This is a genomic window from Streptomyces sp. NPDC004435 (assembly GCF_042873895.1).
GTDB lineage: Bacteria > Actinomycetota > Actinomycetes > Streptomycetales > Streptomycetaceae > Streptomyces.
Window position 1 is genome coordinate 347,959 of record NZ_JBIAMB010000007.1, and the last position, 26,203, is coordinate 374,161.

A 26,203-nucleotide genomic window follows, 5' to 3' on the forward strand; every position below is an offset into this window, starting at 1 on the left:
GGAACAGGACGGGCCCCGCCACCGCTCCGGCGTCCCCGCGACCGGTGCGTGTCGGCACGCACCGGTCGCGGCTCCCGCGGCGCACAGCGGCGGTGTTCGAGTCCTGGCCTGTTCCCGGAGGCGACGGCCGGGCCTCAGCAGTCGCGGAGCTCCGGCGACTGGTTGAGCAGCTGACCCCGTATCGAGGTGAAGCGGGCGAGCCGCTCGTCCACCGCCGGGTCCAGCGGGAAGACCGCCACGCGGTGGCAGTTCTGGAAGGCGAGACGCACACCGAAGTGGCGCTGGAGCGCACCGCGGATGGCGTCGCTCGCCAGTGCGCGGAGCAGCTGACCGCGGGCCTGCTCGTTCGGCGGCGGCGTCTGGTTGTCGGCGAACTCTCCGCCTTCCACCTCCAGCTGGGCCACCAGAGAACTGATCATCTCCCACGCGAAGGGCAGGGAGGTCCGGACGCAGTCGACGAAGGCGGCTTCGTCGACCTCGCCTCGCTCGGCCTGTTCCAACAGTGCCGGTGAGACGTCGAGCGACATGGGTTCTCCTCTCGAGACCCCGCGGACGGGGTCTGTGCGGGCAGGGACGAGGGCCGACGTACGCCACGCAGCGTGCACGGACGACGACCTCCAGCTTCCACGGTAAGCGCGCGGTGCTGCCCGCACCAGGAGAATGGGCACACAACAGGCCGATAACCGACGGGTGTTCGGCTCATGCCGATGCCCGAATCGCGTAGAAGGGCGCTCCTCTTGTAGCGTTGGCGACCATGCGTCTCGTCATTGCCCGTTGCTCCGTGGACTACGCGGGTCGACTCACGGCCCATCTGCCCTCCGCGCCCCGTCTGATCCTGATCAAGGCCGACGGCAGCGTCTCGATCCACGCCGACGACCGGGCGTACAAACCGCTCAACTGGATGTCCCCGCCGTGCACCCTGAAGGAGGGTGCCGAGGGTGAGGCCGGCGTCTGGACGGTGATCAACAAAGCGGGCGAGAAACTGATCATCACGATGGAGGAGATCCTCCACGACTCGTCCCACGAGCTGGGTGTGGACCCGGGGCTCATCAAGGACGGCGTCGAGGCCCACCTCCAGGAGCTGCTGGCCGACCGCATCGAGACGCTCGGCGAGGGCTGGTCGCTGGTCCGCCGCGAGTACCCCACGGCCATCGGCCCGGTCGACATCCTCTGCCGGGACGCGGACGGCGCCACGGTCGCGGTCGAGATCAAGCGGCGCGGCGAGATCGACGGCGTGGAGCAGCTGACCCGCTATCTGGAGCTGCTCAACCGCGATCCGCACCTCGCGCCGGTGAAGGGCATCTTCGCGGCCCAGGAGATCAAGCCGCAGGCGCGGGTCCTCGCGACGGACCGCGGGATCGACTGCGTCGTGCTCGACTACAACGCGCTGCGCGGCATCGAGGACGACAAGCTGCGGCTGTTCTGAGCCGGGCGGTACGACGCGGGGACGGCCCCGGGCGCTCATCGCGCCCGGGGCCGTCCCCTTTCCGCGGTCTCAGCTCACCGTGGCGGTGTCGGAGGCCTCGGGAGTGCCGTCGAGGGCGGAGGACGCGCCGGCGCCGGGGGACTCGGTGCTGGGCTCCTGGCTCGGCGTCCCCGTCGCCGGCGGGCTGCTCGCGGGCGGGGTGCTGGTCGGCGGCGTCGGGGGTGACTGCGTCATCGACGGCGGGGTGGTCGAGACCGGCGGGGTGGTCGTCGTCCCCGTCGAAGGGGAGGTCGTGCTCGGCCGGGGGCTCGTCGGCCGGTCGGTCGGCGGCGTCGGGTCGTCCGTCGTGCCCGGGGCGCTCGTGGTGGGCGTCGGGTCCGGCGCGCCGGAGTCCGTGGTGGAAGGGGAGCCGGTCGCCGTCGGGTCCGTGCCGGTCGAGGACGGGGGCGAGCCGGCCGACGTGGTGGGGCCGGGCGAGCCGGAGGTGGTGGGCGTGCCGGTCGCGCTCGGGTCGGCGGGGTCGCCGTCGTCGGGGGCGCCGTCGTCGGTGCCCGGGATCTCGTCGCCGGCGCCCTGGTCGGCGGTGCTGTCGGTGGTGACGGTGCCGGAGGTGGGCGTGTCGTCGGTGCCGGAGGTGGCGCCGAGGGTGACGACGGTGCCGAGGACGGCGACCAGCAGGGCGCCGGCGCCGACGGCCGCGAGGTTCCGGCGGGTGCCGTCGAGGATGCCCGCCTTGAGGCTCCTGCGCGGCCGGTCCGCCGGGGCGGGGGCCTGGCGGGAGACGACCGTGGGGCCCTGCTCCGCGAAGTCGGGGTGGTCCGGGAAGTCCGGGAAGGCCGGGTGGGCGGGCGGTGTGGCGGCGGGGACCGGCGGCAGCAGCTCGGTCGGCGCCTCGGCGGGGACCTGGGCGGCGGGCGGAGCCACGGGCAGGCCCCGTGGCGGGGAGTCGGCGCGGGACGGCAGCGGGGCGTGCGGGGGCTCCTGCTCGCGGGAGAGGTCGGCGACGAGGGCGAGGGCCCGGCGTCCGGCGACGGTGCCGCGCTTGTCGGCGAGGACGCCGCGCAGGCCGATGGACGCCTCCAGTTCGGCTCGGGCGCGGCCGAGGTTGCCCGCGCAGACGGCGAGGACGCCGAGCTCGTGGTGGAAGTACGCCTCCTCGGCGACGTCGCCGGCGATCCGGGCGGCCTCCTGGCCGGAGCGCAGGGCGCGTTCCCAGGCGCCCCAGTGGAGCCCGGCGGCGAAGGCGGGAGCGGCGGCGCGGGCCAGCGCGACGGCGGTGGCGCGGGGGTCGGCCGCGGGCTCGCCGCCTGCGGCCCCGCCTGCACCGACCGCTCCGGTGGGGGAACCGTCCGCCGGGGCGGCGCCGGCGGTGGAGCCGTGGTCGCCGCCGACGAGGGCGCCGAGGACGGCGAGCAGGGCGTCGGACTCGGCGGCGGCCCGTTCGGGCCCGACCGAGGGGTGTCCGGCCCACCAGGCGTAGTGCTGGGCGGCGGTGTGGACGCGGTCGGCGGCGTCGTGGCCGTAGCCGTGGGCGAGGAGCTGGGTGAGGACGCCGCCGGCGAGCCGGTGCCGGGCGCCGACGGGGCTGAGCAGTCCGCAGGCGCGCAGTTCGCCGAGGGCCGCGTCGGCGTGGGTGTCGCCGACGAGCGCCGGGAGGTGGGCGTGGTGCGGGAGCTCGCCGCCGAGGGCGACGGCGAAGCGGAGGGTCGTCTGGGCGGAGCGGCTGAGCCGGGAGGCGAGCAGCGCGGCGGGGGCGGCTCCCTCGCCGAGGCTGGGCAGCGGCACCTCGTGGAGCTCGACGTCGGGGTTCTCGTACGGGTCGAGGCCGGGTACGGCGTCGGCGGGGCCCGCTCCCTGTCCCGTACCGGACGGGCCGAAGGCTTCCTCCAGGGCGCCGAAGGCGTCGAACTCGGCGGGGGTGACGCGGAGCCGGTCGCGCTGCCGGAGCAGGGCGCCGGCCTGGACGAAGCGGAGCGGCAGGCCCTCGGACTCGAACCAGAGGTCGCCGGCCCAGTTGGCCTCCTCCTCGGTGAGGCGGCGGCCGACGGCGGCCTCCAGGAGGTCGAGGGAGGCGGCCCGGCCGAGGCCGGGGAGGGTGAGCTCCTCGATCGGTGCCTCGGCGGAGGGGGCGGGGACCCTGGGGGCGGCGGCGAGGAGGAAGGCGCACTCGGGGGCGGCGGCGAGGAGTTCGTCGAGGGCCGCGCCGCCGAACTCCAGGTCGTCCACGACGACGACGGCGCCGATGCCGGCGAGGTCGGCGCGCAGTCCGTCGCGGTCGGGCCGGTGGCGGGGGGCGTGCAGGACGGCGGCGCGGAGTTCGTGGAGGAGTTCGCCGGTGGTGCGGTGGTGGCCGGAGAGGCGGACCACGCCGTCGGGGGCGAGCGTGGCGCAGTCGGCGGCGACGGCGTCGAGGAGGGCGGTGCGGCCGGAGCCGTCGGGGCCGGTGATTCGGGCGCAGCGGCCGCGGGTCAGGGTCTCGGTGAGCCGGGCGCGCTGCTCCTCGCGCTCCAGGAGGGGCAGCTCGGGGGCGGCGGGTCCGGGCGGGACGGGCACGGAGGCGGTACGGGCCGCCTCGGCGCGCTCCTCGGGGGTGCGGCGGCGGGCGGGCGGCGGTTCCTCGCCGGGCGGGCACGCCTCGATCTCGCTGCCGTCGACGGGGTTGACGGTGAGCAGCAGCTCGCCGGAGACGACGCGGGTGACGCGGGCGCGAGCGGGTGCCGGGGCGGCGCGCTCGGGCAGGGCGGTGGGCTGTGCGGGGCGGGCGCCCTCGGCCGCGGTGTCGTGACCGGACTCGTCCGGCCCCCGGTGTATCGGGTCCATGGTCAAAGCCCCCAAGAGCGGTGGTGCGGAGCCCGCCGGGTGGGTCCGTCGTCGGGTGCGGGCGACCGAACCCTAGACGGTCACGGGATCCCCGGGAACAGGCGGGGTGCCGTGGAGACCAAGACGTCACGGTCTTGTGAGGATTGAGCGTGACGCCTGGTTCGCACAGGGGCTTCACACTCCGCGGCGCCCCGTTCGCCCGGCGGCCGCGCGCGCACCGGCCGGTCAGACGCGGGGCAGGGACTCCAGGGCGAGGCCGCCCTCGATGGCGAGGATACGGTGGAGGCGGGTGGCGACGAGGAGCCGCTGCATCTGCGGTGGCACCCCTCGCAGGACGAGCCGGCGGCCGCAGCGGCCGGCCCGTCGGTGCGCGCCCATGATCACGCCGAGGCCGGTGGCGTCCCAGGAGTCGAGTCCGGTCAGGTCGAGCACCAGATCGCCGACTCCGTCGTCGACGGCCGTGTGCAGGACCGTACGGGCGTCCGCCGCGCTGCGGACGTCGAGGCGGCCCCCGACGACCAGCTCGGCGTGGTCGCCCCTGATGTGCATAGTCGCTCCCCGGGAAATGCTCCGTCTTCGCAACAACTGACTGCTGCCTCGGCAGATACGTTGCGCCTTGTCGTCGAACCGATACCTGAATTCACTCCATGGAGTGAGCCTGCGTGGCGGGCGGATCTCAGTACGTGTAGAAGCCCTGCCCGCTCTTGCGGCCGATGTCACCCGCGTCCACCATCCGGCGCATCAGCTCCGGCGGGGCGAACTTCTCGTCCTGGGTCTCGGCGTAGATGTTGCCGGTGGCGTTGACGAGGATGTCGACGCCGGTGAGGTCGGTGGTGGCGAGGGGGCCCATGGCGTGGCCGAAGCCGAGCTTGCAGGCGAGGTCGATGTCCTCGGCGGTGGCGACGCCCGACTCGTACAGCTTGGCGGCCTCGACGACGAGGGCGGAGATGAGGCGGGTGGTGACGAAGCCGGCGACGTCGCGGTTGACGACGATGCAGGTCTTGCCCACGGACTCGGCGAAGGAGCGGGCGGCGGCGAGGGTGGCGTCGCTCGTCTTGTAGCCGCGGACGAGCTCGACCAGCTGCATCATCGGGACCGGCGAGAAGAAGTGGACGCCGACGACGGCCTCGGGGCGCTCCGTCACCGCGGCGATCTTGGTGATCGGGATGGCGGAGGTGTTGGAGGCGAGGACGGCGCCGTCCTTCGCGATCTTGTCGAGGGAGCGGAAGATCTCGTGCTTGACCTCGATCTTCTCGAAGACGGCCTCGACGACCAGGTCGGCGTCGGCGACGGCTTCGAGGTCGGTGGTGGCGGTGATGCGGCCGAGGGCGGCCTCCGCGTCGGCGGCCGAGAGCTTGCCCTTGGCGACGAACTTCTCGTAGGACGCCTTGATGCCGTCGGTGCCGCGGGTCAGGGCCGCGTCGGTGACGTCCCGCAGGACGACGTCCCAGCCGGCCTGGGCCGAGACCTGTGCGATGCCGGCTCCCATGAGTCCGGCCCCGATGACGGCGAGCTTTCCGGCCACGAATTCCACCCCTTAACACCTGTTCACTTCTGGCTCTCCGGCGGAGATTAGCGGGCCCGGGGCGCCGTGTGACCGTGAAGTAATGCGCGTCACGCCCTCTTTGACGGACGTCACACTCGCGACACTCCCCGGGGCTCCGCCCGCGCCCCTCTCCGGCGCCCGGATACCCCCGATCGGTATGCCGGGGCAGGCCCGCGCCGTGACGGTCGGCACACCGGGGCCCGGAGCGGCGGCGCCTCACTAGGCTGGCCCCATGGTCAATCTGACGCGCATCTACACCCGCACCGGCGACCAGGGCACGACGGCCCTGGGCGACATGAGCCGCACCGCCAAGACCGACCTCCGGATCGCGGCCTACGCGGACGCCAACGAGGCCAACGCCGTCATCGGCACCGCGCTCGCGCTCGGGCAGCTGGCGGAGGAGGTCGTCACGGTCCTCACCCGCGTCCAGAACGACCTCTTCGACGTGGGCGCCGACCTCGCCACACCGGTCGTGGAGAACCCGGAGTACCCGCCGCTGCGGGTGGAGCAGAGCTACGTCGACAAGCTGGAGGCGGACTGCGACCGCTTCCTGGAGGAGCTGGAGAAGCTCCGCTCCTTCATCCTGCCCGGCGGCACGCCCGGTGCGGCACTGCTGCACCAGGCGTGCACGGTGGTCCGGCGGGCCGAGCGGTCGACCTGGGCGGCCCTGGAGGTCCACGGCGAGACGATGAACCCGCTCACCGCCACCTACCTCAACCGCCTGTCGGACCTCCTCTTCATCCTCGCCCGGACGGCGAACAAGGCGGTCGGGGACGTGCTGTGGGTCCCGGGCGGGGACCGCTAGAGCCTGTTGTCGCGGGCCGGGCCGGGTGCGTGACGGCCGGCCCTGGCCCTAGTGGCGCCCGCCGCCGGGGGTCCTGAGGTCGTCCGCGGCGGAGGCGGCGTCCTCGCCCGGACGGCGGACGAGGCCGTCGGGGTCGTGCTCCGGGGCCCGGGCGGGGGCCGCCGAGGAGTCGTCGGACGCCTTCTCGGGGCCCTTGCTGGGGAAGAGCGCGTAGCTGAGGGCGATCAGGCCGTGGATGCCGACGGCCTTCCAGACACCGTTGATCCAGCCCCTGAGCATCGAGGTGTCGCCGGAGTCCCCGACATACCAGATGGCGGCGAGGAGCAGGACGGAGGCGACCGCGCCCGCGACCACGGAGCCGAGCCAGACCGCCCCCTCGTGCAGGGCGCGGCCCTTGCCGTGGCGGGGCGGCTTCACGGGCGGCGGGGCGCCGCCGTAGCGGTGGGCGGCGTGGCCGTCGAGCCACCTCACGGTCCGGTGGCCGTGGCCGACGGTGTAGCCGATGTACACGGCGGCGAGGCCGTGCCGCCAGCTGGGTTCCGCGCCGTTCTTGAGGTCCATCGCGGTGACGACCAGGAGCAGGACCTCCAGGAGCGGCTCGCACAGCAGCAGTCCCAGGCCCAGCTTGGGCATCCGCAACAGGTAGCGGGCGGCGAGTCCGGCGGCCAGCAGGACCCAGAACCCCACCTCGCAGACGACGATCAGCGTGACGATCACGGCGCTTCCCCTTTCCTTCCCCCTTCGGGTACTCCCAGCCTCGCGTGCCGACGGGCCGGAATCGTCGTCGCCGGTGACGAATCGGGACTACATCCTTCGACGGAGGCACGGACCGGCGCGGATCGGCCCAGGCGTAGAGGACCCGGGGCCGCCGGACGTGTTGGATGGGGTCGTGACCCTCCCCCGCCCGCACCGCGTCGATCTGCTCATCGCCCTCGCCGGGCTGGCCACCGGAGTGCTCCTGTGGTCGTTCGGGCTCTACACCACGGGCGGGCGGCTCTTCGACGAGCGCTGGGCGGCTCTCGTCCCGCTGGCCGTGATGGCCGGGGCGGAGGCGCTGCGCCGGGTGGCGCCGCAGACCGCGCTGGCCGTCGGGACGCTGGCGATCGTGGCCGACCAGTTCACCAACGGGAACCTGGCCACCGTGCTGATGTTCACCGACATCGTCTACGCGGCGGTCGTCTACGGGACCCCGGGCCAGGCCCGCCGGATCCCGTACACGACCGCGCTGGTCACCGTCGGTACCACGGTCGCCTTCCTGGTCTGGTGGCAGAACGCGTTCGCGCTTCTCGTCGGCGTGATCACCGGCATCGTCTCGTTCCTGCCCGCCGTCACCGGCTCGATCGTGCGCAACCATCGCGAGGCCGCCGAGTCCGCCCGGCTGCGCGCCGAACAGACCGCGCTGCTCGCCGAGATCGACCGGGCGCAGGCGGTGGTGGCGGAGCGGGCGCGGATGGCGCGGGAGCTGCACGACATGGTGGCCAACCACCTCTCCGCCATCGCGATCCACTCGACGGCGGCGCTCTCCCTCGACGATCCCGGCACCACCCGGCAGGCGCTCACCGTGATCCGCGAGAACAGCGTGGCCGGCCTGGCGGAGATGCGGCGGCTGATCGGGCTGCTGCGGGAGAGCGGCGCGGAGACCGAGCCGGCCGCGACGGCGTCGCTCGCCGGTCTGGACGCCCTGGTGGAGCAGGCGCGGACGAACGGCTCGGCGAGCGGGCTGCGCTTCACGCTGGACGACGCCCGCCGGGAAGGTCCGGGCCTGCCGGCGCCGGTGGAGCTGGCCGCGTACCGGATCGTCCAGGAGTCGCTCACGAACGCGCTCAAGCACGCGGCGCCCGGTGAGGTGCGGGTGGCGCTGGCGCACGAGGAGGGGGCGCTGCGGGTGACGGTGACGAGCCCGTACGGGCAGCGGCCCGGGCCGCGCGCTCCGGGTTCCGGCGCGGGTCTGGTGGGCATGCGCGAGCGGGTGGCGCTGCTGGAAGGCTCTCTGGACGCCGGCCTTGAGGCCGGGGACGGGGACGGGGACGCGAAGGTGTGGCGGGTGCGGGCGGTTCTGCCCGTCGGAGCGAGCGAGGAGGAGGAGCGGGCATGACCGTGCGGGTGGTGGTGGCCGAGGACCAGGGCGCGGTGCGGGCCGGGCTGGTGCTGATCCTGGGCAGTGCGCCGGACATCGAGGTGGTCGGGGAGGCCGAGGACGGGGAGCGGGCGGTGGAGCTGGCCCGTGAACTGCGCCCGGACCTGGTGCTGATGGACGTGCAGATGCCCCGGATGGACGGGGTGACGGCGACCCGTCTGGTGGTGGCGGAGGGGCTCGCGGACGTACTGGTGCTGACCACCTTCGATCTGGACGAGTACGTCTTCGGGGCGCTGCGCGCGGGGGCGTCGGGCTTCCTGCTGAAGAACGCGGACGCGCGGGAGCTGATCGAGGCGGTGCGGACGGTGGCGCGGGGCGAGGGGCTGATCGCGCCGGCGGTGACCCGGCGGCTGATCGCGGAGTTCGCGACGGCGGGCGCCGCCCCTCCCCGGCCGGCCCCGGGGCGGGACGCGTCCTGCCTGGAGGCGCTGACGCCGAGGGAGCGGGAGGTGCTGGCGGCGCTGGGGGCGGGTCTGTCGAACGCGGAGGTCGCGGTGCGGCTGGACATGGCGGAGACCACGGTGAAGACGCACGTCAGCAAGGTGCTGGGGAAGCTCGGGCTGCGCAGCAGAGTCCAAGCGGCCGTGCTGGCACAGGAGTTGGGGCTCCGATAGAAGCTACCGACGTTGGTCTGGACCTCTTGACGGTTGGTCCAGACCTTTCTACGCTCGCGGGGCGCGCGCAACTCTCTCGGACCACCCCCACCCAGAACGTCCGCAACTTGAGGAGCACCGTTGAGCACTCAAGCACCGACGCGCCGAAGAGGTTTCAGGGCACGGGCCGCAGCCGCCCTGACCGCCCTGACCCTCCCGCTCGCCGCCATGGTCGGCCTCGCCACCCCCGCGGAGGCGGCCACCTCCGCCACGGCGACCTACACCAAGACCCAGGACTGGGGCAGCGGGTTCGGCGCCAACTGGACCATCAAGAACACCGGCACCACCACGATCAGTTCGTGGAACCTGGAGTGGGACTACCCCTCCGGCACCCGGGTCACCTCCGCGTGGGACGCCACCGTCACCAACAGCGGCGACCACTGGACCGCCAAGAACGTCGGCTGGAACGGCACCCTCGCCCCCGGCGCCTCCGTCTCCTTCGGCTACAACGGCGCCGGACCCGGCGCCCCCACCGGCTGTAAGATCAACGGCGCCTCCTGCGACGGCTCCACTCCCCCGGGCGACAACCCGCCCTCCGCACCCGGCACCCCGGTCGCCTCGGACATCACCAACACCTCGGTGAAGCTCAGCTGGGGCGCGGCCACCGACGACAAGGGCGTCAAGAACTACGACGTCCTGCGCGACGGCACGAAGGTCACCACCACCACCGCCCTGAACTGGACCGACCAGGGCCTCACCGCCGGCACCGACTACACCTACTCGGTCGTCGCCCGCGACACCATCGACCAGACCGGTCCCGCCGCCGGCCCGACCCCGGTGCGCACCACGGGCGGCGACACCCCGCCGCCGCCGAAGGCCGTCAAGCTGGGCTACTTCACCAACTGGGGCGTCTACGGGCGCAATTACCACGTGAAGAACATCGTGACCTCGGGCTCCGCGTCCAAGATCACCCACATCAACTACGCCTTCGGCAACGTCCAGGGCGGCAAGTGCACCATCGGTGACGCCTACGCCGACTACGACAAGGCCTACACCGCCGACCAGTCCGTCGACGGCGTCGCCGACACGTGGGACCAGCCGCTGCGCGGCAACTTCAACCAGCTGCGCAAGCTGAAGAAGGCGTACCCGAACATCAAGATCCTCTGGTCCTTCGGCGGCTGGACCTGGTCCGGCGGCTTCGGCCAGGCCGTGCAGAACCCCGCCGCCTTCGCCCAGTCCTGCTACGACCTGGTCGAGGACCCGCGCTGGGCCGACGTCTTCGACGGCATCGACCTGGACTGGGAGTACCCGAACGCCTGCGGTCTCACCTGTGACACCAGCGGCCCCGCGTCCTTCAAGAACATGATGCAGGCCATGCGCGCCAAGTTCGGCGCCAACAACCTGGTCACCGCGGCCGTCACGGCCGACGCCTCCGCCGGCGGCAAGATCGACGCCGCCGACTACGCGGGCGCCGCGCCGTACTACGACTGGCTGAACGTGATGACGTACGACTTCTTCGGCGCCTGGGCGGCGAAGGGTCCGACGGCCCCGCACTCCCCGCTGACCGCGTACCCCGGCATCCCGCAGGCGGGCTTCAACTCCGCCGAGGCGATCGCCAAGTTCAAGGCCAAGGGCGTCCCGGCCAACAAGCTGCTCCTCGGCATCGGCTTCTACGGCCGCGGCTGGACCGGCGTCACCCAGTCCGCCCCTGGCGGCACGGCGACCGGACCGGCCACCGGCACCTACGAGCAGGGCATCGAGGACTACAAGGTCCTCAAGAACTCCTGCCCGGCCAACGGCACCGTCGCCGGCACCGCCTACGCCCACTGCGGCACCAACTGGTGGAGCTACGACACCCCCGCCACCGTCAACTCCAAGATGAGCTGGGCCAAGAACCAGGGCCTCGGCGGAGCCTTCTTCTGGGAGTTCAGCGGTGACACCACGAACGGCGAGCTCGTGAACGCCATCAACGGCGGCCTGAGCTAACACCCCGGGAACGACGAGGCGGGGGACGGTGCAGCACACCGTCCCCCGCCTTCGTACACGTATACGTACGCCTAGGCGACGTTCACCCTCTGCCCGGGCGGCGCCGCCTCCAGCCAGGCCATGAAACCGGTCCGGGCGTCCTCGCTCATCGCGAGCTCCAGCCGGACGCCGTTGTACATGCAGGGCTGGATCACCGAGTCGGAGAGGAGCGCCAGCTCCTCCTCGCCCTCCGGCATCCGGCGCTCCAGGGCCACGATCGCCGAGCGCTCCAGGAAACGGCGCGGCCGGGGCGCGTACGAGAAGACCCGGAACCAGGCGATCTCGTCACCGCTGTACCGGGCCACGCCGTACACCCAGCCCTTGCCGGACAGGTCCGGCTCCTCCGGGACGTCCCAGCGCAGCGAACAGTCGAAGGTGCCGCCGGCCCGCTGGATCAGCCTGCGGCGCAAGCCGAAGACGAAGAGCCCGATCACCACCAGTGCGACGACCAGGCCGCACACGAGCAGAGCGAGGAACATCTTCACCGACCTCCTCGCTGCGTCCCGTGACCGGCGCCGCCGGCCGAACCGAATACAACCTGCATATGCATCGCCTCAGCCGCGGCACGGTCTGGAACATTCCAGCCGTGCCGCGGCTGAGGGCACTACTCTTCGGTCGCGGGTCCGCTAGCGGACCGCTACCGCGCGCAGCCGGACCTCGGCGCGCCGCTCGGCGGCGGCGTCCTCGTCCGACTTGGCACGCTCCAGCGCGCGCTCGGCGCGCTGGGCGTCGATCTCGTCCGCCAGCTCGGCGATCTCCGCGAGGAGCGACAGCTTGTCGTCCGCGAAGGAGATGAAACCGCCGTGGACGGCGGCCACGACGGTGGCGCCCTCGCTCGTACGGATGGTCACCGGGCCCGACTCCAGCACACCGAGCAGCGGCTGGTGACCGGGCATGACGCCGATGTCGCCGGAGGTGGTACGCGCGATGACCAGGGTGGCCTCGCCGGACCAGACACTCCGGTCCGCGGCGACCAGCTCGACGTGCAGCTCAGCAGCCAAGGGTGGCTCCTCGGGTCACCACCCGGCGGTGCTGCCGGGTGTTGGGATCAATTCTAGGGGGCGTGGTGGAGGGGGCGGGAACGGCTCCCGCCCCCTCCGGGCGAGCACGGGGCTCAGGAGACGCCGAGCTCCTTGGCGTTGTTCTTGAGGTCCTCAAGACCACCGCACATGAAGAACGCCTGCTCCGGGAAGTGGTCGAACTCGCCGTCGCAGATCGCGTTGAACGCGGCGATCGACTCGTCCAGCGGAACGTCCGAACCGTCCACGCCGGTGAACTGCTTGGCGGCGTGGGTGTTCTGCGACAGGAAGCGCTCGACACGACGCGCACGGTGCACGACGAGCTTGTCCTCCTCGCTGAGCTCGTCGATACCGAGGATCGCGATGATGTCCTGGAGGTCCTTGTACTTCTGCAGGATGCCCTTGACGCGCATGGCGGCGTCGTAGTGGTCCTGCGCGATGTAGCGCGGGTCCAGGATCCGGGACGTGGAGTCCAGCGGGTCCACGGCCGGGTAGATGCCCTTCTCGGAGATCGGACGGGAGAGAACCGTCGTCGCGTCGAGGTGGGCGAAGGTGGTCGCCGGCGCCGGGTCGGTGAGGTCGTCGGCGGGGACGTAGATCGCCTGCATCGAGGTGATCGAGTGACCACGGGTCGAGGTGATGCGCTCCTGGAGGAGACCCATCTCGTCGGCCAGGTTCGGCTGGTAACCCACCGCGGAGGGCATACGGCCGAGCAGGGTCGACACCTCGGAACCGGCCTGGGTGAAGCGGAAGATGTTGTCGATGAAGAACAGCACGTCCTGCTTCTGCACATCGCGGAAGTACTCCGCCATGGTCAGACCGGCGAGGGCCACACGGAGACGGGTGCCCGGGGGCTCGTCCATCTGGCCGAAGACCAGGGCGGTCTTGTCCAGAACGCCGGACTCTTCCATCTCCGCGATGAGGTCGTTGCCCTCACGGGTGCGCTCGCCGACGCCGGCGAAGACGGAAACGCCCTCGTGCAGCTTGGCCACACGCATGATCATTTCCTGGATCAGAACGGTCTTGCCGACACCGGCACCACCGAACAGACCGATCTTTCCACCCTTGACGTACGGGGTGAGAAGGTCGACGACCTTGAGGCCGGTCTCGAACATCTCGGTCTTCGACTCGAGGTCCGCGAACGCCGGGGCCTTGCGGTGGATGGACCAGCGCTCGCCGACCTCCGACTCCGCCTCGGGCTCGTTCAGGATCTGGCCCAGCGTGTTGAACACGCGGCCCTTGGTGACGTCGCCGACGGGCACCGTGATGCCGTCGCCGGTGTCGACCACGGGGGCCTGGCGGACCAGACCGTCGGTGGGCTGCATCGAGATGGTGCGGACGACGCCGTCACCCAGGTGCTGCGCGACCTCGAGGGTCAGCGTCTTGAGCGCGCCCTCCTCGGCCGGGTCGGCGACCTGGACGTGCAGGGCGTTGTAGATCTCCGGCATCGCGTCGACGGGGAACTCCACGTCGACGACCGGGCCGATGACCCGGGCGACGCGGCCCGTGGCGGCGGCCGTCTCAACAGTGGTCGTCATTACTTGTCACTCCCCGCGGTCGCGTCGGCCAGGGCTGCGGTGCCACCGACGATCTCGCTGATTTCCTGGGTGATTTCGGCCTGGCGGGCCGCGTTGGCAAGTCGGGAGAGGTTGTTGATCAAGTCTCCCGCGTTGTCGGTCGCCGACTTCATCGCACGCCGCGTCGCGGCGTGCTTCGACGCCGACGACTGGAGCAGCGCGTTGTAGATGCGGCTCTCGACGTAGCGCGGCAGAAGGGCGTCCAGGACGTCCTCCGCCGACGGCTCGAAGTCGTACAGCGGACGGAGCGTGTCCGACTCGCCGGCCTCCTTCGCGACCTCGTCGAGGCTGAGGGGCAGCAGCCGGGCCTCGACCGCCGTCTGCGTCATCATCGAGACGAACTCGGTGTAGACGATGTGGAGCTCGTCCACACCACCCTCCGCCGTGGCCTTCTCGATCGCCTCGATCAGCGGCGCGCCGATCTTCTTGGCGTCCGCGTACGACGGCTCGTCCGTGAAGCCGGCCCACGTGTCGGCCAGCTTGCGCTCACGGAAGTTGAAGTGCGCGATGCCGCGGCGGCCGACGACGTAGACGTCGACCTCGCGACCCGCACCCTCCAGCCGCTTGATGAGCTGCTCCGCCGCCTTGATGGCGTTGGAGTTGAAGGCGCCGGCCAGACCGCGGTCGCTCGACAGGAGCAGAACCGCGGCACGGGTCGGGTTCTCGGCCTCGGTGGTCAGCGCGTGCTTGTCGTTGGCACCCGTGGCCACCGCGGTCACCGCGCGGGTGAGCTCGGTGGCGTACGGGGTCGACGCCTGCACCTTGCGCTGAGCCTTGACCACGCGCGAGGCGGCGATCATCTCCATCGCCTTGGTGATCTTCTTCGTCGCGGTGACGGATTTGATGCGACGCTTGTAGACCCGGAGCTGCGCTCCCATGAGTCAGGTCCCTTCCGTCGTCACTTCGAGACGTTGACGGCGGCAGGGGCGTCCTCGCCGAGCAGCTTGCCGTCAGAGGTCTCGAACTGCTTCTTGAACTCCGCGATGGCGTCGGCGACGGCCGTCAGGGTGTCGTCCGACATCTTCTTGCCCTCGCGGATGGAGGTCATGAGACCGGAGTGGTTCTGGCGGAGGTACGCCAGGAGCTCGGCCTCGAAGCGACGGATGTCGGCGACCGGGACGTCGTCCATCTTGCCCGTGGTGCCGGCCCAGACGGAGACGACCTGGTTCTCGGTCGGCATCGGCTGGTACTGAGCCTGCTTGAGCAGCTCGACCATCCGCTGACCGCGCTCCAGCTGCGCCTTCGAGGCCGCGTCCAGGTCGGAACCGAAGGCGGCGAACGCCTCCAGCTCACGGAACTGGGCGAGGTCCACGCGGAGGCGACCGGCGATCTGCTTCATGGCCGGGTGCTGGGCGGAGCCACCGACACGGGAGACCGAGATACCGACGTTCAGGGCCGGGCGCTGGCCGGCGTTGAACAGGTCGGACTCCAGGAAGCACTGGCCGTCGGTGATGGAGATGACGTTGGTCGGGATGAACGCCGAGACGTCGTTGGCCTTGGTCTCGACGATCGGCAGACCGGTCATCGAGCCGGCACCCAGGTCGTCCGAGAGCTTGGCACAGCGCTCGAGCAGACGGGAGTGCAGGTAGAAGACGTCACCCGGGTAGGCCTCACGGCCCGGCGGGCGGCGCAGCAGCAGCGACACGGCGCGGTAGGCGTCGGCCTGCTTCGACAGGTCGTCGAAGATGATCAGGACGTGCTTGCCGTCGTACATCCAGTGCTGGCCGATGGCCGAGCCGGTGTACGGGGCGAGGTACTTGAAGCCGGCCGGGTCGGACGCCGGGGCCGCGACGATCGTCGTGTACTCGAGCGCACCGGCCTCCTCCAGGGCGCCGCGCACGGACGCGATGGTGGAGCCCTTCTGGCCGACGGCGACGTAGATGCAGCGGACCTGCTTGTTCACGTCGCCCGAGCGCCAGTTGTCGCGCTGGTTGATGATCGTGTCGACGGCCAGGGCGGTCTTGCCCGTCTGGCGGTCGCCGATGATCAGCTGACGCTGACCGCGGCCGACCGGGGTCATGGCGTCGACGGCCTTGTAGCCGGTCTCCATGGGCTCGTGGACCGACTTACGGGCCATGACGCCCGGGGCCTGCAGCTCGAGGGCGCGGCGGCCCTCGTGCGCGATCTCGCCGAGACCGTCGATCGGGTTGCCGAGCGGGTCGACGACGCGACCCAGGTATCCCTCACCGACGCCGACGGAGAGGACCTCGCCGGTGCGCTGCACCGACTGCCCCTCCTCGATGCCGCTGAACTCACCGAGAACGATCGCACCGATCTCGCGCTCTTCGAGGTTCAGCGCGAGGCCGAGGGTGCCGTCCTCGAACTTCAGCAGCTCGTTCGCCATGGCCGAGGGAAGACCCTCGACCTTCGCGATGCCGTCACCGGCCAGGCTGACCGTGCCGACCTCCTCGCGCGAGGCCGCGTCCGGCTGGTACGACTGGACGAAGGTCTCCAGCGCGTCCCGGATCTCCTCCGGCCGGATCGTGAGCTCCGCCATCTGGGTTCCCTGCTCTCCTTGTTGGGCCCGAAGTTTCTTAAGGGGTCTGGGGGCCGACCCCCAGGAATCTTCTGCAATCTCTGCACGGCCCAACCGGGCCGCTGTGATGCGTGTTGTGTTGCCGGCGGCGGGTGCCGTCAGCCGGCCAGTCGCCGCTTCGCCTCGCCGAGGCGCTCGGAGACCGTGCCGTCGATGACCTCGTCACCGACCCGCACCGAGATCCCGCCGAGGACCGCGGGGTCCACGTCCAGGTTCAGGTGCATCTCGCGGCCGTACAGCTTCGCGAGGACGCCGCCGAGGCGCTGCTTCTGCTGGTCGGACAGCGGCACCGCCGAGGTGACGACGGCGACCATCCGGTTCCGGCGCGCCGCGGCGAGCTTGGACAGGGACTCGAGTCCCGCTTCCAGGCTACGTCCCCGGGGCTGGGTCACCAGACGGACGACCAGGCGCTCGGTGGTGGCGTGGGCCTTGCCGCCGAGCAGGCTGCGGAGCAGCTCGCCCTTCGCGGTGGCCGTGGCGGTCTTGTCCGTCAGCGCCGAGCGGAGCTCGGTGCTGGAGGACACGATCCGGCCGAAGCGGAACAGCTCGTCCTCGACGTCGTCGAGGGCGCCCGCCTTCTGGGCCGCGGTGAGGTCGGCGGTGTTCGCCAGCTCCTCGGCCGAGTCGACCAGGTCACGCGAGCGCGACCAGCGGGACCGAACCATCCCGGAGACCAGATCCGCGGTCTCCCCGCCCACCTGACCGTTCAGGAGTCGCTGCGCGAGCTCGGCCTTGGCCTCACCCGCCTGCGCGGGGTCGGTCAGGACCCGGCGCAGCGACACCTCGCGGTCGAGCAGGGCGGTTACTGCGGCCAGCTCGTCCGCCAGCTTCGCCGCGTCGACCGAGGTGTTGTCGGTCAGCGCGTCGAGGGACTCGCGGGCGGCGGCCAGTGCCTCACGGCTCGCTCCGTTCATCGGACGGCCTCCGCCTTCTCCTCGAGCTCGTCGAGGAAGCGGTCGATCGTGCGGCTCTGGCGGGCGGTGTCCTCGAGGGACTCGCCGACCAGCTTGCCGGCCAGGTCGGTCGCGAGCTTGCCGACGTCCTGACGCAGCGAGGCGGTCGCGGACTTGCGGTCGGCCTCGATCTGCGAGTGACCGGCGGCGATGATCTCCTCGCGCTGGCGCTGGCCCTCCGCCTTCATCTCCTGGATGATCGCGGTGCCCTGCTCCGTCGCCTCCTGGCGGAGACGCGCGGCCTCGTGGCGGGCCTCGGCAAGCTGTGCCTTGTACTGCTCCAGCACACTCTGAGCCTCGATCTGGGCCGACTCGGCCTTCTCGATGCCACCCTCGATGGCCTCGCGGCGCTCGACCAGAACCTTGTTGATGTTCGGGAGGAGCTTCTTGGCGAGGAAGCCGAAGACGATGACGAAGGCGATCAGGCCGATGACGAGCTCGTCAAGATGCGGGAGGAGGGGGGGCTGGGGCTCCCCCTCGGCCGCAAGAAGCAGAGCGTTCACATCAGTGCCTTCCGTGAAAATGTGGCTGTCGTCGAGAAAGCAGGCTTAGTAGACGAAGCCCATGACGATGCCGATGAGGGCGAGCGCCTCACAGAAGGCGAAACCCATGATCTGGTTGGTACGGATCAGGCCGGCCGCCTCGGGCTGGCGGGCGAGGGCCTGGGTGCCGTTACCGAAGATGATGCCGACGCCGACGCCGGGGCCGATCGCGGCGAGGCCGTAACCGATGGCGGCGACGTTGCCTTCGACAGCAGCAAGGGTCTGGAGAGCGGACATGCCGGTTCTTCCTTCTCTTTCAAGGACCCGGTGGGGGTTGGCCACCGGAGACTGCGGGATGGGTGGTGGAGCTGGTCCGTGGCAGGGGGCTCAGTGGTGCTCGGAGAGCGCGCCCTGGATGTAGCTGCAGGCCAGGAGGACGAAGACGTACGCCTGGACGGCCTGGATGAAGAGCTCGAAGGCGGTCATCACGAGGACCATCACGAAGGACGTGCCGGCGTACACGATCCCGATGCCGTTGAGCAGGTACCAGGAAGCCAGCGAGAACATCACGATCAGCAGGTGACCGGCGAACATGTTCGCGAACAGTCGGACCGCGTGCGTGAAGGGCCGGATGATCAGGTTCGAGAAGAACTCGAGGACGACGACCAGCGGGAGGATCGGGCCGAGGGACTTGTCCCAGCCGACGATGTTCTTCCAGCCGCCGACGAAGCCGTGCTTCTTGAAGGTCAGCGAGACCCAGAGCACGTAGACGATCAGCGCGAGGGCCGCCGGGAAGGCGATCAGCGAGGTGACCGGGAACTGGGCGAGCGGGATGATCGACCAGAGGTTCATCATCCAGACGAGGAAGAACATCGACACCATGAAGGGGACGTACTTCTCGCCGTCCTTCTTGCCGATGATCTCGTAGACGATGCCGCGGCGCACGAAGTCGTAACCGGCCTCGCCGATCATCTGCATCTTGCCGGGGACCAGCTTCGGCTTGCGGAAGGCCGCCCAGAAGAAACCGACCACCACGACGGAGCTGAGCACGGCGAGCAGCATGGGCTTGGTCAGCTCGAAGCTGCCCCACGTCGCGACCGGCTCGTAGATGAACGTGTGCAGGCCCGGCGCCGGGAAGCCGCATCCGGTGAAGATGTGGCAATCCGGGTCGAAGGCAAGCGTCTGGTCAGCACTCACCGCGGGCTCCTTCAGCGTGGCGCATAGGTACGGCAACCTCGTTGTGTCGGCGCGGCGCGCAGCCGCGGGTCGGCACTGGACTGGTCTTACGGATAAGGGGGCGGCGGGTCGGCATCGAGCCTCGCGCTGGGACAGGCGCCGCTTCGGATGCCCGCGCCCGCAGTGCCGCAGTTGGCACCGGACGATAGCAGGAAGCCGAACGCGTCTTTATCCCGGCCCTACCCTTCACGACTTCGGACCCGTTTTCTCGGGCTCGACGTACGCGATCTTGGCCTTCATGTAGGCACGGGCCTGAGCCGCGACCCACACCACGGTCGCCGCGAGCAGCGTGAAGGCGAAGGCCTTGAAGTCGAACACCGTGGTGCTCTTCAGCAAGGCCAGGAAGACGAAGAGAACCAGCAGCTGGGTCGTGTAGAGCAAGAGCCCCATGGCCTGGAACAGCTGCGGAAGCTTCTTGGCCGTCCGCTGCAGCACCAACATCCCGATGCCCATGAAGAGGAGCACGACCAGAGTGCCGAGGACGGCGCCGATAGCGCCCTTCCCGCCGGCGACGATTCCACTGATCACCGTGGCGATGGCGCCGACGACGGCAGTGGGTACGACGGCCGAGAGAAGGAGGCGTGCGTCGCTGGAAGGCATGGCGGTGTCTCCGCTGTGATGGAGGGGGCGATGGTGTCGTCAGGGACGAGCGTAAGCCCGGTCCGAGGTGGGTCTCGGGGCCAACAGACCGTCGCACTACGGTCTTTCGGCACTGTCGCCGGGTCTCGTGAACGGTATCACAAACTATTTGAGTAGTTCTTTACACATGGGGTGTGCCAACTGTCACACATGAGGGTTACAACGCGCGGTTGTGCGCGACAGCGAGGCGTCTTGTCTGGTATTGGCCCCTGCTGAGGCATTCGGTGGTCGACGACGGAGGACCGTCAACCGCGCGTTCCGGCCTTCCTCCGGTCGGAGAAGCGCGAGCGGTGACCGATGGCCGTCGAGCCGTGCAGCCCGGCCGGCACCGGAACCCGCTCTTCCTCCTCCTCGACCGCGGCGTGCTCGGGCTCGGGCTCCGGGAGCGGCTTGCGGCGCCGGTACCGCGGCGGGACGACGGCCTCCGCCCAGCGGGGCGCCCGCGGCGAGAAGCGCGGCAGCAGGAGCAGCACCAGACCGATGGCGCTCAGCACCGTGATCACCAGCACGATCCACATCGACGTCGAGTGGACCGAGTACGCGAGCGCGCCGAAGGCGATCAGCGCCGACCAGAAGTACATGATCAGCACGGCCCGGCTGTGCGAGTGGCCGATCTCCAGGAGCCGGTGGTGCAGGTGGCCGCGGTCGGCGGCGAAGGGCGACTGGCCCTTCCAGGTGCGCCGCACGATCGCCAGGATCAGGTCCGTCATCGGGATCGCGATGATGGTCAGCGGCAGGATCAGCGGGATGAAGACCGGGATGGCCGCGTGGGTCGCCTCACGGGTCGAACCCTCGAAGATCTTCAGGGTGTCGGGGTCCACCTGGCCGGTGATGGAGATGGCGGAGGCGGCCAGGATCAGGCCGATCAGCATCGAGCCGGAGTCGCCCATGAAGATCCGCGCCGGGTGCATGTTGTGCGGCAGGAAGCCCAGGCACATGCCCATCAGGATCGCGGCGAAGAGGGTCGCGGGGGCGGCGGCCTCGATCGTGTAGCCGTACCAGAGCCGGTAGGCGTACAGGAAGAAGGCTCCGGTGGCGATGCAGACCATGCCGGCGGCGAGACCGTCGAGGCCGTCGACGAAGTTCACCGCGTTGATGGTGATGACGACCAGGGCCACGGTCAGCAGCGTGCCCTGCCACTGGGTCAGCGCGACCGTCCCGACGCCGGGGATCGGCAGCCACAGGATCGTCAGACCCTGCGCCACCATCACGCCGGCCGAGATCATCTGCGCGCCCAGCTTGATCAGCGCGTCCAGCTCGAACTTGTCGTCCAGGACGCCGATCAGCCAGATCAGCGCGGCGCCGGAGAGCAGCGCGCGCGGCTCGTTCGACTGCTCGAAGACGCTGTTGAGGTTCTGGAGGTGGTCGGCGACCAGCAGCCCCGCGCACAGCCCGAAGAACATGGCGATGCCACCGAGCCGCGGAGTCGGTTCTCGGTGTACGTCACGCGCGCGGATCTCCGGCATCGCGCCGGTCGCGATGGCGAACTTCCGCACCGGACCGGTCAGCAGATAGGTCACCGCGGCCGTGACACAGAGCGTCAGCAGGTAATCACGCACGGGCTGTCCCCACAGGAATCGCTGGCCATCTCAGCCCCACACCCTAGCCGTGCCGTCCATGTGGTTGGAGACACCAGGGGTGCCCGAACGGTTGCGGCCACCCTCCGGACGTCTCGCACTCACCGTCCATACGGGGGAAAACTCCTGGTCAGCTCCCGTACCTCGGCCCTTGCCCGAGCCGTCTCCTCCGGTTCGTCGCGGAGTGCCACGGTGAACAGGGCGGCGATCCGCGCCATCTCCGGGGCGCCCATCCCCTGGGTGGTGACCGCGGCGGTGCCGAGCCGGATGCCGCGCCCGTCCCCGTACGGCAGGGCGCAGGTGTCGAGGACCATGCCGGCCGCGGAGAGCCGGGACCGCGCGGTGCGGCCGTCGACGCCGAGCGGTGCGGGGTCGGCGGTGATGAGGTGGGTGTCGGTGCCGCCGGTGGTCAGCGCGAAGCCCTCGGCGGAGAGCGCGGCCGCCAGCACGCGCGCGTGCTCGACCACCCGATGGGCGTACCCGGTGAACGCCGGAGTGGACGCCTCCCCCAGGGCCACCGCCTTCGCCGCGATGGTGTGCATCTGGGCACCGCCCTGGGTGAACGGGAAGACCGCCCGGTCCACCCGCTCGGCCAGCTCCGCCGTGCACAGCACCATCCCGCCGCGCGGCCCGCGCAGCACCTTGTGAGTGGTGGCGCAGACGACGTCGGCGTACGGGACCGGGTTGGGCGCCGCTCCCCCGGCGACGAGTCCGATGGGGTGGGCGGCGTCGGCGATCAGATAGGCGCCGACCTCGTCGGCGACGGCCCGGAAGAGCGCGTAGTCGGGGTGGCGGGGGTAGGAGATCGAGCCGCAGACGATCGCCTTGGGCCGGTGGTGGCGGGCGAGCGCCGCGAGCTGCTCGTAGTCGATGAGACCGGTCTCGGCGTCGACGCCGTACGGGACGAAGTCGAACCAGCGGCCGGAGAAGTTCGCGGGCGAACCGTGGGTGAGGTGCCCTCCGTGGTCCAGACCCATGGCGAGGACCGTGTCACCGGGCCTGAGAAGGGCCGCGTACGCCGCCAGGACGGCCGAGGAGCCCGAGTGCGGCTGCAGGTTCGCGTGATCGGCTCCGAAGAGCGCGGTGGCCCGCTGCACGGCGATCCGCTCGGCCGCGTCGGCGTACTCGCAGCCGCCGTGGTGCCGGGCGCCCGGATACCCCTCGGCGTACTTGTTGGCCAGCTGTGAGCCGAGCGTGGCGAGCACCGCGGGCGAGGTGAAGTTCTCCGCCGCGATCAGCTGGAGCGTCTCGGCCTGCCGCCGGGCCTCCCCGAGCAGCACGTCGGCGATCTCGGGGTCCTGCCGCCGCAGGACGTCGAGGACCTCTTCTGGGGGCGCGCTGACCGACATGGCTGACTCCGTGCCTGGAGGGACGTAGCCCCAATGTAGGCCCGGCCACCCCAGGGCGCCCCCGGGACGCCTCAGCGCCGTGCGGGCACGTCCCCGGACGCCTCAGCGCCGCGTCGGGACGCCCGTCAGGGCGGTCACCACCGGGTCCAGGGCCTCCTGGATCTCGTCGCCGATGGAGCGGAAGACGGTGATGGGGGCGCCGTAGGGGTCGTTGACCTCGTCGGCCTCGGCGGAGGGGGCCAGGAGCCACCCGCGTAGAGCGGCGGCGGCGCGGACCAGGGAGCGCGCGCGCTCGACCACGCCGTCGCGGGGGTCCGGGAGGGTGGCGGGGTCGATGGCGCGGACCAGCCGGGTGAACTCCTTCAGGGTGAAGGTGCGCAGGCCGGCCGAGTGGCCCATCGAGATGACCTGCGCGCGGTGGTCGCGGGTCGCGGTGAGGACGAGGTCGGCGCGGATGACGTGCTCGTCGAGGAGCTCGCGCCCGACGAAGCCGCTGTGGTCGGCGCCGAAGTCGGCGAGGACCAGCTCCGCGTTGGTCTCCATGGGGGCGCCCTCGTGGCCCCAGGTGCCGGCGCTCTCCACGATGAGGCCCCGGCCGAGTCCGTCGCCGAGCCGCTCGCCCAGGGCGTGGCGGGTCAGCCGCTCGGTGATGGGCGAGCGGCAGACGTTGCCGGTGCTGACGTGGAGGATGCGGAAGGTGCCGACGGGCTCGTACCCCGCTATGCCACGCCCCTCAGGGGCGGTCAACTGGCCACCTCGAGGTCGGGTACGACCTTGCGGAGCTCCTCCGGTGACAGCGCGCCCTCGCGCAGCAGCACCGGGACCTTGCCCGTGACGTCGACGATGGAGGAGGGGACGATGCCGGGCGTCGGGCCGCCGTCGAGGTAGACGGAGACGGAGTCGCCGAGCATCTGCTGGGCGGCGTCGCAGTCCTCCGGCGCGGGGTGCCCGGTGGTGTTGGCCGAGGTGACGGCCATGGGGCCGACCTCGGTGAGCAGCTCGATGGCGACCGGGTGCAGCGGCATGCGGATGGCGACGGTGCCGCGGGTGTCGCCGAGGTTCCACATGAGGGACGGCTGGTGGCGGGCGACGAGGGTGAGCGGGCCGGGCCAGAAGGCGTCGACGAGCTCCCACGCGTGCTCGGAGAAGTCGGTGACGAGGCCGTGGAGGGTGTTCGGGGAGCCGATGAGGACGGGCGTGGGCATGGTGCGGCCCCGGCCCTTGGCGGCGAGCAGGTCCGCGACGGCCTCGCCGGAGAAGGCGTCCGCGCCGAGCCCGTACACGGTGTCGGTGGGGAGCACGACGAGCTCGCCGCGGCGGACGGCCGACGCGGCTTCGCGCAGGCCGGTCGCACGGTCGGTCGACTCGTTGCAGTCGTAGCGGCGTGCCATCAGTCGCGCTCCTCCTCGGTGGTGGTGCGGTGCCGGCTCATGGCATCGCCTTGCGGGCGGTCGCGAAGCGCGGCCGGTTGTTGAGGTCGGGGTGGTCGGCGGCGTCCGACCAGCCGGCCTCCTCGTTGAAGATCCACGGCACCTGGCCGCCCTGGGTGTCGGCGTGCTCGATGACGACGAGGCCGCCGGGGCGCAGCAGGCGGTGAGCGGTGCGCTCGATGCCGCGGATGGTGTCGAGGCCGTCCTCGCCGGAGAAGAGCGCCATCTGGGGGTCGTGGTCGCGGGCCTCGGGTGCGACGTACTCCCACTCGGTGAGGGGGATGTACGGCGGGTTGGAGATGACCAGGTCGACCTGGCCGTTCAGCTCCGGGAGCGCGGTGAGCGCGTCGCCCTGGTGGACGGTGACGCGGGAGCCCTCGGCGTTCCTGCGGGTCCAGACGAGCGCGTCGTCGGAGAGCTCGACGGCGTGGACGCGCGAGCGGGGCACCTCCTGGGCCATCGCGAGGGCGATGGCCCCGGAGCCGGTGCAGAGGTCGACGATGAGCGGCTCGACGACGTCCATGGCGCGGACGGCGTCTATGGCCCAGCCGACCACGGACTCGGTCTCCGGGCGGGGCACGAAGACACCCGGGCCGACCTGGAGCTCCAGATAGCGGAAGAACGCCCGCCCGGTGATGTGCTGGAGCGGTTCGCGCGCCTCGCGGCGGGCGATGGCCTCCCAGTAGCGGGCGTCGAAGTCGGCGTCCTTGACGTTGTGCAGCTCCCCCCGCTTGACGCCGTGCACGAACGCGGCGAGCTCCTCGGCGTCGAAACGCGGTGAGGGAACGCCGGCGTCGGCCAGCCGCTGGGTGGCCTGGGCCACCTCGGCAAGCAGCAGGTTCACGCTGGTCCTCCGTGGTGCGGGGTGGGGCTGGAGAGGGTGCCGGAGCGCGGACGCGCCTCAGGTCGCGGCGAGCTTGGCCGCCGAGTCGGCGTCGACGCAGGCCTGGATGACGGCGTCGAGCTCCCCGTCGAGGACCTGGTCGAGGTTGTACGCCTTGAAGCCGACGCGGTGGTCGGAGAGGCGGTTCTCGGGGAAGTTGTACGTGCGGATCTTCTCGGAGCGGTCGACCGTGCGGACCTGGCTGCGGCGGGCGTCGGCCGCCTCGGCCTCGGCCTTCTCCTGGGCGGCGGCGAGGAGCCGGGAGCGCAGGATGCGCATGGCCTGCTCCTTGTTCTGGAGCTGGCTCTTCTCGTTCTGGCAGGAGGCGACGATGCCGGTCGGCAGGTGGGTGATGCGGACCGCGGAGTCGGTGGTGTTGACCGACTGGCCGCCGGGCCCGGAGGAGCGGTAGACGTCGATGCGCAGGTCGTTGGCGTGGATCTCGACGTCGACCTCCTCGGCCTCCGGGGTGACGAGCACGCCGGCGGCGGAGGTGTGGATGCGGCCCTGCGACTCGGTGGCGGGCACGCGCTGCACGCGGTGGACGCCGCCCTCGTACTTCAGGCGGGCCCAGACGCCCTGGCCGGGCTCGGTGGCGCCCTGGCCGCCCTTGGTCTTCACGGCGACCTGGACGTCCTTGTAGCCGCCGAGCTCGGACTCGGTGGCGTCGATGATCTCGGTCTTCCAGCCGACGCGCTCGGCGTAGCGGAGGTACATGCGGAGCAGGTCCCCGGCGAAGAGGGCGGACTCGTCGCCGCCGGCGCCGGCCTTGACCTCCAGGATGACGTCCTTGTCGTCGCTGGGGTCGCGCGGGATCAGCAGGAGGCGGAGCTTCTCGGTGAGCTCCTCGCGCTGCTTCTCCAGCTCCTTGACCTCGGCGGCGAAATCGGGGTCGTCGTGCGCGAACTCGCGCGCGGTCTCGATGTCGTCCCCGGTCTGCTTCCAGGAGCGGTACGTGCCGACGATCGGGGTCAGCTCGGCGTAGCGCTTGTTCAGCTTGCGCGCGTTGGCCTGGTCGGCGTGGACCGACGGGTCTGCGAGCTTCTTCTCGAGGTCGGCGTGCTCGCCGACCAGTTCCTCGACCGCCTCGAACATCTTCGGGCTCCTGGTTTCGTCAGTTGCTACGGGGACGCCAAAGCGCCGGTCCCGGCCGCCCGCGCAGGGGCGACC

General features: G+C 71.2%; 26 protein-coding genes. 5 read left to right on the plus strand and 21 right to left on the minus strand.

Annotated features, from left to right (window positions below; translation table 11 throughout):
* Positions 1–134: 134 nt before the first annotated feature.
* Positions 135–527, minus strand: coding sequence for an SCO5389 family protein (locus ACFYT9_RS15520; protein WP_031006219.1), 393 nt, complete (start codon positions 525–527; stop codon positions 135–137).
* A gap of 227 nt (positions 528–754) precedes the next feature.
* Between ACFYT9_RS15520 and nucS the strand changes: the two genes are divergently transcribed.
* The gene (nucS, locus tag ACFYT9_RS15525; protein ID WP_376606142.1) at positions 755–1,426 is read left to right on the plus strand and encodes an endonuclease NucS; all 672 of its coding nucleotides are present in this window, start codon (positions 755–757) and stop codon (positions 1,424–1,426) included.
* Between the two features lie 69 nt (positions 1,427–1,495).
* Here the strand turns inward: nucS and ACFYT9_RS15530 are convergent, their stop codons facing one another.
* The 3 genes from ACFYT9_RS15530 to ACFYT9_RS15540 form a co-directional block, all read right to left on the minus strand.
* On the minus strand, positions 1,496–4,246 hold the full coding sequence (locus ACFYT9_RS15530; protein ID WP_389163777.1) for an ATP-binding protein: 2,751 nt from the start codon (positions 4,244–4,246) through the stop codon (positions 1,496–1,498).
* Between the two features lie 225 nt (positions 4,247–4,471).
* Positions 4,472–4,795: an STAS domain-containing protein gene (locus ACFYT9_RS15535; RefSeq protein WP_360318477.1), complete on the minus strand. Its 324-nt coding sequence runs from the start codon at positions 4,793–4,795 to the stop codon at positions 4,472–4,474.
* Positions 4,796–4,922: 127 nt separating this feature from the next.
* A complete protein-coding gene (locus ACFYT9_RS15540) occupies positions 4,923–5,771 on the minus strand; it encodes a 3-hydroxyacyl-CoA dehydrogenase family protein (RefSeq protein ID WP_387274307.1) in 849 nt (282 codons plus the stop codon).
* 253 nt (positions 5,772–6,024) lie between these two features.
* Between ACFYT9_RS15540 and ACFYT9_RS15545 the strand changes: the two genes are divergently transcribed.
* Positions 6,025–6,597: a cob(I)yrinic acid a,c-diamide adenosyltransferase gene (locus ACFYT9_RS15545; RefSeq protein ID WP_387274305.1), complete on the plus strand. Its 573-nt coding sequence runs from the start codon at positions 6,025–6,027 to the stop codon at positions 6,595–6,597.
* Between the two features lie 48 nt (positions 6,598–6,645).
* On the opposite strand, the gene ACFYT9_RS15550 is transcribed toward ACFYT9_RS15545, so the two are convergent.
* Complete coding sequence (locus tag ACFYT9_RS15550; protein ID WP_389163781.1) at positions 6,646–7,314, minus strand: hypothetical protein; 669 nt, start codon at positions 7,312–7,314, stop codon at positions 6,646–6,648.
* Between the two features lie 172 nt (positions 7,315–7,486).
* Here ACFYT9_RS15550 and ACFYT9_RS15555 point away from each other — a divergent pair, with 172 nt between their 5' ends.
* The 3 genes from ACFYT9_RS15555 (at position 7,487) to ACFYT9_RS15565 (ending at position 11,313) form a co-directional block, all read left to right on the plus strand.
* A complete protein-coding gene (locus ACFYT9_RS15555) occupies positions 7,487–8,692 on the plus strand; it encodes a sensor histidine kinase (RefSeq protein WP_389163784.1) in 1,206 nt (401 codons plus the stop codon).
* Positions 8,689–9,348 (plus strand): response regulator, encoded by a 660-nt coding sequence (locus ACFYT9_RS15560; protein ID WP_376597073.1) that lies wholly within the window; start codon positions 8,689–8,691, stop codon positions 9,346–9,348. Before ACFYT9_RS15555 ends, ACFYT9_RS15560 begins: the two co-directional genes overlap by 4 nt.
* 207 nt (positions 9,349–9,555) lie before the next feature.
* On the plus strand, positions 9,556–11,313 hold the full coding sequence (locus ACFYT9_RS15565; RefSeq protein ID WP_389163876.1) for a glycosyl hydrolase family 18 protein: 1,758 nt from the start codon (positions 9,556–9,558) through the stop codon (positions 11,311–11,313).
* Between the two features lie 71 nt (positions 11,314–11,384).
* Here ACFYT9_RS15565 and ACFYT9_RS15570 read toward each other — a convergent pair whose 3' ends face one another.
* The 16 genes from ACFYT9_RS15570 to prfA form a co-directional block, all read right to left on the minus strand.
* Positions 11,385–11,831 (minus strand): DUF2550 domain-containing protein, encoded by a 447-nt coding sequence (locus tag ACFYT9_RS15570; RefSeq protein WP_150233122.1) that lies wholly within the window; start codon positions 11,829–11,831, stop codon positions 11,385–11,387.
* A gap of 147 nt (positions 11,832–11,978) precedes the next feature.
* On the minus strand, positions 11,979–12,353 hold the full coding sequence (locus tag ACFYT9_RS15575) for a F0F1 ATP synthase subunit epsilon (protein ID WP_031006240.1): 375 nt from the start codon (positions 12,351–12,353) through the stop codon (positions 11,979–11,981).
* Positions 12,354–12,466: 113 nt separating this feature from the next.
* Positions 12,467–13,909, minus strand: coding sequence for a F0F1 ATP synthase subunit beta (atpD, locus tag ACFYT9_RS15580; protein ID WP_030762231.1), 1,443 nt, complete (start codon positions 13,907–13,909; stop codon positions 12,467–12,469).
* Entirely contained in the window at positions 13,909–14,826 is a 918-nt protein-coding gene (locus ACFYT9_RS15585) for a F0F1 ATP synthase subunit gamma (protein ID WP_376597076.1), read from the minus strand. The genes atpD and ACFYT9_RS15585 overlap by 1 nt, the downstream gene beginning before the upstream one ends.
* Positions 14,827–14,846: 20 nt before the next feature.
* Positions 14,847–16,445, minus strand: coding sequence for a F0F1 ATP synthase subunit alpha (gene atpA / locus ACFYT9_RS15590; RefSeq protein WP_376597078.1), 1,599 nt, complete (start codon positions 16,443–16,445; stop codon positions 14,847–14,849).
* Between the two features lie 137 nt (positions 16,446–16,582).
* Positions 16,583–17,398, minus strand: a complete 816-nt coding sequence (locus ACFYT9_RS15595) for a F0F1 ATP synthase subunit delta (RefSeq protein WP_376597079.1) — start codon at positions 17,396–17,398, stop codon at positions 16,583–16,585.
* Positions 17,395–17,940 carry a F0F1 ATP synthase subunit B gene (locus ACFYT9_RS15600; RefSeq protein ID WP_376597081.1) on the minus strand — a complete coding sequence of 182 codons (546 nt, stop codon included), beginning with the start codon at positions 17,938–17,940 and terminating at the stop codon, positions 17,395–17,397. The genes ACFYT9_RS15595 and ACFYT9_RS15600 overlap by 4 nt, the downstream gene beginning before the upstream one ends.
* A 45-nt stretch (positions 17,941–17,985) precedes the next feature.
* Complete coding sequence (gene atpE / locus ACFYT9_RS15605; RefSeq protein WP_006346597.1) at positions 17,986–18,216, minus strand: ATP synthase F0 subunit C; 231 nt, start codon at positions 18,214–18,216, stop codon at positions 17,986–17,988.
* 90 nt (positions 18,217–18,306) lie between these two features.
* A complete protein-coding gene (gene atpB / locus ACFYT9_RS15610) occupies positions 18,307–19,116 on the minus strand; it encodes a F0F1 ATP synthase subunit A (protein ID WP_376597082.1) in 810 nt (269 codons plus the stop codon).
* A gap of 225 nt (positions 19,117–19,341) precedes the next feature.
* The gene (locus ACFYT9_RS15615; protein ID WP_376597084.1) at positions 19,342–19,755 is read right to left on the minus strand and encodes a hypothetical protein; all 414 of its coding nucleotides are present in this window, start codon (positions 19,753–19,755) and stop codon (positions 19,342–19,344) included.
* Positions 19,756–20,039: 284 nt separating this feature from the next.
* Positions 20,040–21,353: an MraY family glycosyltransferase gene (locus ACFYT9_RS15620; protein ID WP_376597086.1), complete on the minus strand. Its 1,314-nt coding sequence runs from the start codon at positions 21,351–21,353 to the stop codon at positions 20,040–20,042.
* Positions 21,354–21,472: 119 nt separating this feature from the next.
* Entirely contained in the window at positions 21,473–22,720 is a 1,248-nt protein-coding gene (gene glyA, locus ACFYT9_RS15625) for a serine hydroxymethyltransferase (protein ID WP_376597088.1), read from the minus strand.
* Positions 22,721–22,822: 102 nt separating this feature from the next.
* A complete protein-coding gene (locus ACFYT9_RS15630; RefSeq protein WP_376597090.1) occupies positions 22,823–23,467 on the minus strand; it encodes a protein-tyrosine-phosphatase in 645 nt (214 codons plus the stop codon).
* Complete coding sequence (locus ACFYT9_RS15635; protein ID WP_376597092.1) at positions 23,464–24,111, minus strand: L-threonylcarbamoyladenylate synthase; 648 nt, start codon at positions 24,109–24,111, stop codon at positions 23,464–23,466. The genes ACFYT9_RS15630 and ACFYT9_RS15635 overlap by 4 nt, the downstream gene beginning before the upstream one ends.
* A 37-nt stretch (positions 24,112–24,148) precedes the next feature.
* The gene (prmC, locus tag ACFYT9_RS15640) at positions 24,149–24,994 is read right to left on the minus strand and encodes a peptide chain release factor N(5)-glutamine methyltransferase (protein WP_387274290.1); all 846 of its coding nucleotides are present in this window, start codon (positions 24,992–24,994) and stop codon (positions 24,149–24,151) included.
* Between the two features lie 57 nt (positions 24,995–25,051).
* A complete protein-coding gene (prfA, locus tag ACFYT9_RS15645) occupies positions 25,052–26,128 on the minus strand; it encodes a peptide chain release factor 1 (protein ID WP_376597096.1) in 1,077 nt (358 codons plus the stop codon).
* Positions 26,129–26,203 lie beyond the last annotated feature (75 nt).

Excerpts from the sequence above, each read along its gene's own strand:
- ACFYT9_RS15520 (WP_031006219.1), bottom strand. The coding sequence starts at position 527 with ATGTCGCTCGACGTCTCACCGGCACTGTTGGAACAGGCCGAGCGAGGC.
- nucS (WP_376606142.1), top strand. The coding sequence starts at position 755 with ATGCGTCTCGTCATTGCCCGTTGCTCCGTGGACTACGCGGGTCGACTC.
- ACFYT9_RS15530 (WP_389163777.1), bottom strand. The coding sequence starts at position 4,246 with ATGGACCCGATACACCGGGGGCCGGACGAGTCCGGTCACGACACCGCG.
- ACFYT9_RS15535 (WP_360318477.1), bottom strand. The coding sequence starts at position 4,795 with ATGCACATCAGGGGCGACCACGCCGAGCTGGTCGTCGGGGGCCGCCTC.
- ACFYT9_RS15545 (WP_387274305.1), top strand. The coding sequence starts at position 6,025 with ATGGTCAATCTGACGCGCATCTACACCCGCACCGGCGACCAGGGCACG.
- ACFYT9_RS15560 (WP_376597073.1), top strand. The coding sequence starts at position 8,689 with ATGACCGTGCGGGTGGTGGTGGCCGAGGACCAGGGCGCGGTGCGGGCC.
- ACFYT9_RS15565 (WP_389163876.1), top strand. The coding sequence starts at position 9,556 with ATGGTCGGCCTCGCCACCCCCGCGGAGGCGGCCACCTCCGCCACGGCG.
- ACFYT9_RS15570 (WP_150233122.1), bottom strand. The coding sequence starts at position 11,831 with ATGTTCCTCGCTCTGCTCGTGTGCGGCCTGGTCGTCGCACTGGTGGTG.
- atpD (WP_030762231.1), bottom strand. The coding sequence starts at position 13,909 with ATGACGACCACTGTTGAGACGGCCGCCGCCACGGGCCGCGTCGCCCGG.
- ACFYT9_RS15585 (WP_376597076.1), bottom strand. The coding sequence starts at position 14,826 with ATGGGAGCGCAGCTCCGGGTCTACAAGCGTCGCATCAAATCCGTCACC.
- atpA (WP_376597078.1), bottom strand. The coding sequence starts at position 16,445 with ATGGCGGAGCTCACGATCCGGCCGGAGGAGATCCGGGACGCGCTGGAG.
- ACFYT9_RS15595 (WP_376597079.1), bottom strand. The coding sequence starts at position 17,398 with ATGAACGGAGCGAGCCGTGAGGCACTGGCCGCCGCCCGCGAGTCCCTC.
- atpE (WP_006346597.1), bottom strand. The coding sequence starts at position 18,216 with ATGTCCGCTCTCCAGACCCTTGCTGCTGTCGAAGGCAACGTCGCCGCC.
- ACFYT9_RS15615 (WP_376597084.1), bottom strand. The coding sequence starts at position 19,755 with ATGCCTTCCAGCGACGCACGCCTCCTTCTCTCGGCCGTCGTACCCACT.
- glyA (WP_376597088.1), bottom strand. The coding sequence starts at position 22,720 with ATGTCGGTCAGCGCGCCCCCAGAAGAGGTCCTCGACGTCCTGCGGCGG.
- ACFYT9_RS15635 (WP_376597092.1), bottom strand. The coding sequence starts at position 24,111 with ATGGCACGCCGCTACGACTGCAACGAGTCGACCGACCGTGCGACCGGC.
- prfA (WP_376597096.1), bottom strand. The coding sequence starts at position 26,128 with ATGTTCGAGGCGGTCGAGGAACTGGTCGGCGAGCACGCCGACCTCGAG.